At 72.3% G+C, this 6,217-nt stretch carries 8 protein-coding genes; all 8 read right to left on the bottom strand.

Annotated elements, in window-relative coordinates:
- On the bottom strand, window positions 1-297 hold a 297-nt coding region (locus Q0L15_RS10635; RefSeq protein WP_296604227.1), incomplete at its 3' end, for a hypothetical protein.
- Window positions 288-668 carry a hypothetical protein gene (locus Q0L15_RS10630; RefSeq protein WP_296604226.1) on the bottom strand — a complete coding sequence of 127 codons (381 nt, stop codon included), beginning with the start codon at window positions 666-668 and terminating at the stop codon, window positions 288-290. The genes Q0L15_RS10630 and Q0L15_RS10635, both read right to left, overlap by 10 nt.
- A 15-nt stretch (window positions 669-683) precedes the next feature.
- Window positions 684-1,598 carry a hypothetical protein gene (locus tag Q0L15_RS10625; RefSeq protein WP_296604224.1) on the bottom strand — a complete coding sequence of 305 codons (915 nt, stop codon included), beginning with the start codon at window positions 1,596-1,598 and terminating at the stop codon, window positions 684-686.
- Window positions 1,592-2,116, bottom strand: a complete 525-nt coding sequence (locus Q0L15_RS10620) for a hypothetical protein (RefSeq protein WP_296604223.1) — start codon at window positions 2,114-2,116, stop codon at window positions 1,592-1,594. Before Q0L15_RS10620 ends, Q0L15_RS10625 begins: the two co-directional genes overlap by 7 nt.
- Before the next feature lie 122 nt (window positions 2,117-2,238).
- Window positions 2,239-2,532, bottom strand: coding sequence for a WXG100 family type VII secretion target (locus Q0L15_RS10615; RefSeq protein ID WP_296604221.1), 294 nt, complete (start codon window positions 2,530-2,532; stop codon window positions 2,239-2,241).
- A gap of 114 nt (window positions 2,533-2,646) precedes the next feature.
- Window positions 2,647-3,732, bottom strand: a complete 1,086-nt coding sequence (locus Q0L15_RS10610; RefSeq protein WP_296604220.1) for a ScyD/ScyE family protein — start codon at window positions 3,730-3,732, stop codon at window positions 2,647-2,649.
- A 168-nt stretch (window positions 3,733-3,900) separates the two neighbouring features.
- Window positions 3,901-4,875 (bottom strand): methylmalonyl Co-A mutase-associated GTPase MeaB, encoded by a 975-nt coding sequence (gene meaB / locus Q0L15_RS10605; protein WP_296604218.1) that lies wholly within the window; start codon window positions 4,873-4,875, stop codon window positions 3,901-3,903.
- Window positions 4,875-6,217, bottom strand: a 1,343-nt coding sequence (locus Q0L15_RS10600) for a methylmalonyl-CoA mutase family protein (protein ID WP_296604216.1), incomplete at its 5' end; no start/stop codon positions are given. The genes Q0L15_RS10600 and meaB, both read right to left, overlap by 1 nt.

Here is a 6,217-nt window from a genome sequence, read left to right as displayed (position 1 = left end):
GCGACGGGGCGACGTCGCGAGAGCATGCAGGTTCGCCGCCACCGCCGGGGCGGGCGCACCCTCGGCGAGCACGCCGCGCTCGGTCAGCTCGGCTCGTGCCCGGTCGATCTCCGGCGTGGGGTCGACGAGGGCGAACGCCGGCTGTCCACCCCCACGCACCAGGTCGGGCGGCGGTCCAGGAACACCCGAGGCCCGGGCGGCCTCGCCCAGGGCGACCAGCCCCGCGACGCCGATCTCGACACGGCGTGCGGCGGCGGTCCGCGGAGGTCGTGCGGAGTCGAGCCGGATCACAGCCATCCGCGCACCGTGTTCCAGGCGTCCGACGCGCGGTCCGCGGTCCACTCGAACGCGCCGTCGGCCGCATCCCAGGCCTCCCTGGCCTCGTCGCGCAACCGCGCCACCATGTCGTGCATCCAGGCGATCCGCTCGCGCACGGCCTTGGCGTGCGCCCTCAGGTCGGCGGCGGCGCGGTCGAGGTCGTCGGCGTTGCGCAGCAGGTCGGCGCTCAGCTCGTCGCACCTCGCGCGGTAGGCCGCGGCGCCCGCAGACGTCCAGGGCACCGCGGCCACCGCGGATCGGAACTGCTGTCGCCGTTCTCGCACGTCCTCGGCCCGCGCCTCGAGCACACCGGCGAGTGCCTCGAGCCGGTCGGGGTCAGCGAGATCCACGGCTCGGCCCTTCCTCTACCTCGTGCCCGTCACCACGCTCTGGACCTCGTCGACCCGGAGGATGGCGGTGCTGGACGGCCCGTCGAGGACGCTGGGAGCGCCCGGGATCACGATGGTGACCCCGTCCATCTCGAAGCGCAGCGTCCAGGTCGCGCTCGCGGACACCTCGTACGCCGGGCGGCCCTGCCACGTGGCCGATCCGTCACGGGAGGCGCGGTCGTAGGTGTAGGAGCAGGACTGCTCGGCCGCGGAGGAGCTGCTGACCCACGGGCACGTGATCGAGCCCTCGCCGGTGTCGACCGTGATGTCGCGGACCGTGGCGATGGCGCGCAGTCCGAACGCAGAGGTGCCGACCTGCTCGGAGTCGGCGCCGTCGAGCCAGTACCACGTGGGCAGGTTGACGACCGTGCGCTCGGTCGGGCTCGTCCGCAGGGCCGGGAGGGCCAGGTCGAGCTGCCCGATCGCGGTCTCGGCCTGCTCGGCCAGGGTGGGCGGCTGCGGCTCGTTCGCGCCCTGCCACATGATGGTCGGCGCCGGAGGGCCGAACACGCCGTAGCCACCGGGGAGGCACCAGCGGATGATCGGCTGGGCGTCCTCGCTGGGCTTGGGCCCCTCGGGCATCTTGAACGGCGGGTGCCAGTCGTCGTAGTAGCAGGCGCTGGTGCCGACGCAGAAGGTGTACTCACCGCCCAGCGTGCAGGTCGGTTGGTTCGACCCGCCGCCGGAGTCGCCCGGGTCGCCGGGGTCCCCGGGGGTGCCCGGATCCGTGCAGTGGTACTGGCCCGCACCGTCGTAGCCGCAGATGGGGTCGGCGGCCGCCGGGGCGGCGCCGAGGCCGGGCAGGAGCGCGGTGAGCACGGCCAGCAGCACTGCCGCCGAGGCGGCGAGCATCGGGCGCCGGGTCGGTTGCGACGGCGCGGTGGTCAGCATGCTTCCTCCTTCTCCTCCATGCCGGTGAGCACCCACCCGTCGGCGGTGCGCTCGGCTGTGTACGTCGCGAGGCGGCTCCACTGTCCGCGGTCGCCGTTGCCGATGGTCTTCTGGGACTTCTTCACCACGAAGAACGCGTGACCGTCGTTGCAGACCGTGAGCGTCGCCCGGTCGCCGCTCACGTCCACGGACTTGGTGCGGTAGTGGTACTGCCCCAGGACCCGCAGCCCCTTGCCGAGAATGTAGGTCTTCATGTTGTCGACGAGCAGGTCGGCGAACTCGGGCGAGAGGATGCCGTCGTAGACCGCCGGGTCGGTGTTGCCGGCCTCGTCGGCCTCGGCGTCCACGCGCTCGTAGGTCGTGACGAGCTTGCGCAGCGTCGCCTCGTCGTCGACCGGGTCGGCGCTCGGGCTGCCCGACTCGGCACCGAGCGTCAGCGAGGCGCCGGACGTCGGCTCGTCCGCCCCGTTCGCGTCGCCGCCGGAGCAGCCGGTCGCCAGCAGGAGCGCCCCCGTCACCAACGCGCCCACCCCGGCACGGCGGAGCCGGGCCGGGGTGGGGCGTGGACGTACGGGCGACAATCGGTCCCCCGAGATCACAGTGACGACTCCAGGAGCGCCGGGCCGGGGCCCGGGCGCACTCACTTGATCGTGTAGGCCGAGTCGATGTCGGCGAAGGCCGCCGACGCCTTGGTGAGGTAGGTCGACATCTCCTCGAGGAGACCCACGCTCTTCATGTTCGCGGTCGTCCACTCCTCGTACGTCGTGTTGAACGAGTCACCGGCCGAGCTCTTGAACCCGCCCGACTCGCGGAGCTGGTCGACCTGGCTCTTGGCCGTGGTGAGGATCTGCTCGAGCTGGTTCTTGATCTGGGCCAGGTTCTTGGCCTGTGCCTCGATATCACCGTGCGAGACGGAGATGGTGCCTTGGGTCATGATCACTCCTGAAGGGAACGACTGTCGGACGAACGTCCTCTTGCCCACCCCCTCCGGCGGCCAAACCTGCCGACACCAACTCCGTCCGCACCGTCGGCCGGTGCAGGTCCGGCGTCAGTCCGTCGCCGCGAGCGAGATCCGCACGACCTTGCCGGCCGGGTCTCCCCCGGAGCTCATCAGGTCGGTCTCGGTCACGTAGAGCGACCCGTCGTGGTACTCGACGTCGCCGGGGAGCGGGACCTGCGCGAGCGGCGTCGGCTCGCCGCCCAGCGGGATCGCGAGCACCGTGCTGGCGAACAGCATCGAGACGTAGGCGGTGCCGTCGGGCCCGATCGCCAGGCCGGTCGGGCTGGTCAGCCCGCCACCCATCCTCTTGACGGCGTGCGTGCCGGGGACCACCTGGTAGACAGCACCGTTGGAGCCCATCGCCGGGTCCTCGGGGCCGCCGGGCAGCGAGGTGACGTAGAGGTTGCCGTCAGGGCCCACCTCGACGTCGGTCGGCACCGCCTCGGTCCGCACGACCTTGCCCTGGGTGCAGCGCGGGAGCTTGAACGCCGCCCGGATCTTCTTGGTGATCTTGACCTGCGCCGCAGGCAGCACGGCTGTGGTGCTCACGCCGGCGTCGGTGATCGCGAAGATCGCGTTGGCCGCCGCGTCGGCGACGTACGTCGTGTCACCGGCGATCGCGGTCGCGTACGGGTGCGACTCCTTGAAGCCCTTGTACGGCAGCACCCAGGCCCGCTGCTTCTTGGGGATGTCCGCCTTGCACGACTTCGACAGCCCCTTGACGCCGTAGGTGCGCGATCCGTCGGGGTTGTTCGCCTTCTCGTAGGCCCACAGGTCGGCGATCTGCGTCTGGCCCGAGGCGCTCAGCGTGTAGACGGCCGCGCTCGGCGGACCGCCCTGCGCCGTGGCGGCGAAGGTGAGGACGTCCCCGTCGATCGAGAGCGCCCCGATCTCGCGCTGGCCCTCGTCGGCGAAGACGACCTCGGGCTCGGCACCGGGCACCGCCTTCGTGATCATGCTGGCGAAGTTCTGGCTGGCGTACACCGTGCCGTCGGCCGCGACCGCGACGCTCAGCGGGCTGACGAGGCCGCCGACGACGTCCTCCGGTGTGGCGGCGTGAGCCGCCGGGGCGAGCGCGGTGCCGAGCAGCGCGAGGGCTGCTGCCGCGGTCGAGATCGTGGTCGTGCGACGCATGGTTCCTCCGTGGTGGGTCGGGTGTGCGCGCCACTATGGAGGTCCCGGCGTCCCGATCGCACGGGTCGGCTGTCCCCCGGGAACGGGACGCCGCGTCAGGACGCGCAGAAATGGCCCGTCCGGGTCATCCGGCGGTCCAGACCAGCCAGGGCGCCCGTCGCAAGGGCCTCAGCGGCCGTCGTCGAAGGCCGCGAGGATCCGATCGGCGGCCACCGTGGCGGGCAGGTCGCCGGACAGCACGGCCTCGCGGACCTCGGCCCGGATCGCCCGCACGCCCGGCGAGTGCCGCAACCGCTGGTCGAGCTCGTCGCGGACCAGGGCCCACGTGAAGTCCAGCTGCTGCAGCGCCCGCTTGTGGGCCAGGCCGTCGACACCGAGGTGGTCCCGGTGGGCGAGCACGCGCTCCCACACCTCGTCGACGCCGGTGTCGTCGAGCGCCGAGCAGGTCACCACCGGAGGGGCCCACTCCCCGTGGCCGCGCACCAGCCGGAGCGCGCCGGCGAGATCGCGCGCCGCGACCCGGGCCTCCACCTGCCGGTCGCCGTCGGCCTTGTTGACCGCGATCACGTCCGCGATCTCGAGGATGCCCTTCTTGATGCCCTGCAGCTGGTCGCCGGTGCGGGCGAGGGTGAGGAACAAGAACGTGTCGACCATCCCGGCCACGGTCACCTCGGACTGGCCGACCCCGACGGTCTCCACGAGCACGACGTCGTACCCTGCCCCTTCGAGGACCGCCATGGCCTGCACCGTCGCGCGCGCGACGCCGCCGAGGGTGCCGGCGGACGGGGAGGGCCGGATGAACGCCCGCGGGTCCTGCGACAACCGCGACATCCGCGTCTTGTCGCCCAGCACCGACCCGCCGGTGCGCACGGAGCTGGGGTCGACCGCCAGCACGCCGACGCGGTGCCCCGCGGCCGTCAGCCTCGTGCCGAGGGCCTCGATGAACGTCGACTTGCCGACGCCCGGTACGCCGGAGATGCCGACCCGGACCGCGCCGCGGCCCTCGCCCGCGAGCTCGGTGAGGAGCTCGCGAGCCTGGACGCGGTGCTGCGGCCGGGTCGACTCGACCAGCGTGATCGCCTGGGACACCGAGGCGCGCATGCCACCTCGGATGCCCTCGACGAGGGCGGCGACGTCCGGCATCAGTGGCCGAGCTGCTCGCGCAGCCGGGCCAGCAGGTCGAGCGCCGACTGGGCGATGACGGTGCCCGGCAGGAACACCGCGGCGGCCCCCATCTCCAGCAGCGTCGGGACGTCGTCGGGCGGGATCACGCCACCGATCACGATCATGATGTCGGGGCGGCCTTGGTCGGCCAGCGCCTGCTTCAACGCGGGCAGCAGGGTCAGGTGACCTGCTGCGAGCGAGGAGACACCCACGATGTGGACGTCGGCGTCCACGGCCTGCTGGGCGACCTCCTCGGGCGTCGAGAACAGCGGCCCCACGTCGACGTCGAAGCCGAGGTCGGCGAAGGCACTGACGACGACCTTCTGGCCGCGGTCGTGACCGTCCTGGCCCATCTTGGCGACCAGGATGCGCGGACGGCGTCCCTCGGCCTCCTCGAACGCCTCGGTCTCGGCCAGCACCTGCGCGACGGCGGCGTCGCCGGCCTCGTCTGCCTCTGCGCGGTACACGCCGCTGATCGTACGGATGACGGCCTGGTGGCGTCCGTAGACCTTCTCCAGGGCGGCCGAGATCTCGCCGACCGTGGCCTTGGCGCGGGCGGCGTCGACCGCGAGCGCGAGCAGGTTGCCGTCGAGGCTGCTGGACTGGCCGGCGGCGGCCGCGTTGGTCAGCGCCTCGAGCGTCCGCTCGACCTCGTGGGCGTCGCGCTCGGCGCGCAGCCGCTCGAGCTTGGCGATCTGCTGGCGGTAGACGTCGTCGTTGTCGACCTTGAGGACGTCGAGCTTGTCCTCGGTCGCCAGCCGGTAGGTGTTGACGCCGATGACCTTCTGGGCGCCGGAGTCGATGCGGGCCTGGGTGCGCGCGGCCGCCTCCTCGATGCGCATCTTCGGGATGCCCTGCTCGATCGCGGCCGCCATGCCGCCGGCCTGCTCGGCCTCGAGGATGTGCGCCCAGGCGCGCTCGGCGAGGTCGTGCGTGAGCCGCTCGACGTAGTAGGAGCCGGCCCAGGGGTCGATCGTGCCGGTGGTGCCGCTCTCCTGCTGCAGCAGCAGCTGGGTGTTGCGTGCGATCCGCGCGGAGAAGTCGGTCGGCAGCGCGATGGCCTCGTCGAGGGCGTTGGTGTGCAGCGACTGGGTGTGGCCCTGGGTCGCGGCCATCGCCTCGATGCAGGTCCGGCCCACGTTGTTGAACACGTCCTGGGCGGTCAGCGACCAGCCGGAGGTCTGGCTGTGGGTGCGCAGGCTCAGCGACTTGGGGTTCTGCGGGTCGAACTGGTGCACCAGCCGGGCCCAGAGCGCGCGGGCCGCGCGCATCTTGGCGACCTCCATGAAGAAGTTCATGCCGATCGCCCAGAAGAACGACA

The organism is Nocardioides sp. (genome assembly GCF_024509035.1).
GTDB lineage: Bacteria > Actinomycetota > Actinomycetes > Propionibacteriales > Nocardioidaceae > Nocardioides.
This window is presented reverse-complemented; position numbering and strand designations above follow the sequence as displayed.